Consider the following 2,280-nt stretch of genomic DNA (forward strand, 5'->3'; position numbering starts at 1 on the left):
TTTATTATGATGCGGCTCATGCTATTATTCAAGCAATGCAAAATATCTTAGAGCAACAAAAAGATATACCTCAAAATGTTTTTACAGGACAAAATAGCAAACGCGATCGCGAGCTAATTCGTCAAGGATTAGCACAAATTAACTCTCCCGATACGGCAATTCAAGGGATTACCAGAAAATTTTACTTTGATGAAAAAGGAAATACTTCTGCACCTATTTTGATGGGGATTTTTAATCGCAGAAATTTTATTTCTGATTTTATTCAAATTTTTCCCATTGACAATCTTAATAATGTTTATCATCTAGAAAGACAATTAAATAATGGAGAAATATTTCAAGTTAATGGACAATATTTCCAAAAAACTAATATCATTTATACAGGTATTGATGTTAATGAAATTTATAATATTGACGAGAAGACTTCATCTTATTTGATCGATTTTTATCTTTGGTTTAAATATAGGGAAGTAAATATTAATCCCGAAAATATAGTATTTCTCAATTATGATACAAATCGATTAGATTCTGGAGAAACATTAACACTGAATGAACCGATAGAGGTTAACAAAAATGATGGAATTACTCATTCAGTTTTTCAACTGAAGGCTGATTTCTATGATAAGTTTGATTTTCATAATTATCCCTTCGATCGCCAAATCTTATCCGTCAAATTTCAACACAATAACTTAACGCGAAATCGAATTATTTATGTCCTAGATTTGGCTGGGATGCGCGATACAAAAAAGAATGAAATTCTGAAAAACTTTCAGGAAAATGATGTGTTTGGAACGATTACGGATTGGCACGTCCAAAATGTTGTTTTTTATCAAAATACTGATATCGATGAATCAACTTTAGGCTATGAGTATTTACTGGATACTAACTCACAGTTTGAATATTCTCAGTTTAATGTAGAGATAGAAATTGCGAGAGATATCCTAAGTTTTATCCTGAAAAATTTATTACCTTTATGGTTTTTTACTTTTGTAACATACTCTCTGATGTTTTTGCCTTTTGAGAATATTTCTGTTGAAGCGATCGGCGGTGTATTACTCGCAGTAGTTTTTTACCATCTCAGTTTATTGGACTCCCTACCCGATGGTGTTGGTTATGTTGTCGCCCTTGACTATGCTTTTTATTTGCTCTATTTTTTGATTGGCTTGCAATTATTCATGGTTATTTTAGGGAATAGTAGGAGATTTCAAGCAACAGGAGTTCAACAATTCCAACTCGTTCGATTTGGAAAAATTGCTTTCCCCATAATTTGGCTAATCGGTTGTTTTGTTTGGTATTCGATCTATGCTTAGATGAAGAAATATTCTCTCTAATCTTAGGTGCTAAATTGGCGATCGCCATAAATGCCCCGTGCTAGTTATTGCCAATCGCCTTGAATAGTAAACGCCGCCCATTTATAGGGAAACTCGCCATTTTTCCACATCTGCAACTGTGCTTCTCGCAAAGCGGCGATCGCATCTAAATCTTCCTGTAACATTTTCTTGTAATAATCGGTCATAAGGTTGGCCGTTGCAGCATCATTGACATTCCACAAACTCACCACCACCCGTTTTGCCCCCGCATACATAAAACCGCGAGTTAAACCCACCACACCTTCCCCGTTGACTTCCTCCCCGATGCCCGTCTGACAAGCACTGAGGACGACTAAATCGGCATTCAGATTAAGATTATAGATATCTTGCAGTCGCAGTAAACCATCTTGCGCGTCCCCTTTTTCATCATAAAGAGAGAAGACTAAGCCCGATCGAAGCGGATCGTCTTGAATGCAACCATGAGTCGAGAAATGCAGCATTCGATACTGGGACAGGCTACCATCAAGGGCTTGAGTGCGGTTGGCGGCAAAACCAAGGGCGAGAAATTCTTGGTCGTCAGGAACGAGTTTGAGGATATTTTCGGCCTCTATTTTCGTATTAGGAAGGCGATCGAAGGATTGACAGCCACTTCTTAGCAATGAGAGCATTTCATTTTGAGCATTTTCGGCAGAGGGAGGAGAATTGCCAGAAATACGAGGATCGCGGGGAGAAAAGATCGGATCCGCAAGCACAGCAATCTGTTTGGGGGCTGGGCTGCGTTTTTCCCATTGGCTGCGTTGGGCATCCAGACTGGAAGCAGAGGAAAGATTAATAATTTCGTGGTTTGCCAGTAGGGGCGCAATGCTTGCCATTGGTGTCAACTTAAGGGGAGAAAGCGAAAAACAAAAGGAATCGGAAAAAACCAATGAGAAAGAGAAAGAGAGGGTAAGATCGAGAAATCACCAGAGAAGAA

General features: G+C 38.3%; 1 protein-coding gene and 1 pseudogene. One reads left to right on the forward strand and one right to left on the reverse strand.

Translation table 11 applies throughout. From position 1 onward, the window contains the following. A pseudogene (locus tag VB714_RS07165) lies at positions 1 to 1,307 on the forward strand (hypothetical protein); the annotation flags it as partial. A gap of 65 nt (positions 1,308 to 1,372) precedes the next feature. On the opposite strand, the gene VB714_RS07170 reads toward VB714_RS07165, so the two are convergent. Beyond that, positions 1,373 to 2,233 (reverse strand): CHAT domain-containing protein, encoded by an 861-nt coding sequence (locus VB714_RS07170; protein ID WP_323222559.1) that lies wholly within the window; start codon positions 2,231 to 2,233, stop codon positions 1,373 to 1,375. Positions 2,234 to 2,280: the final 47 nt, after the last annotated feature.

The sequence above is a fragment of the Spirulina sp. 06S082 genome (assembly GCF_034932145.1).
GTDB lineage: Bacteria > Cyanobacteriota > Cyanobacteriia > Cyanobacteriales > Spirulinaceae > CCY15215.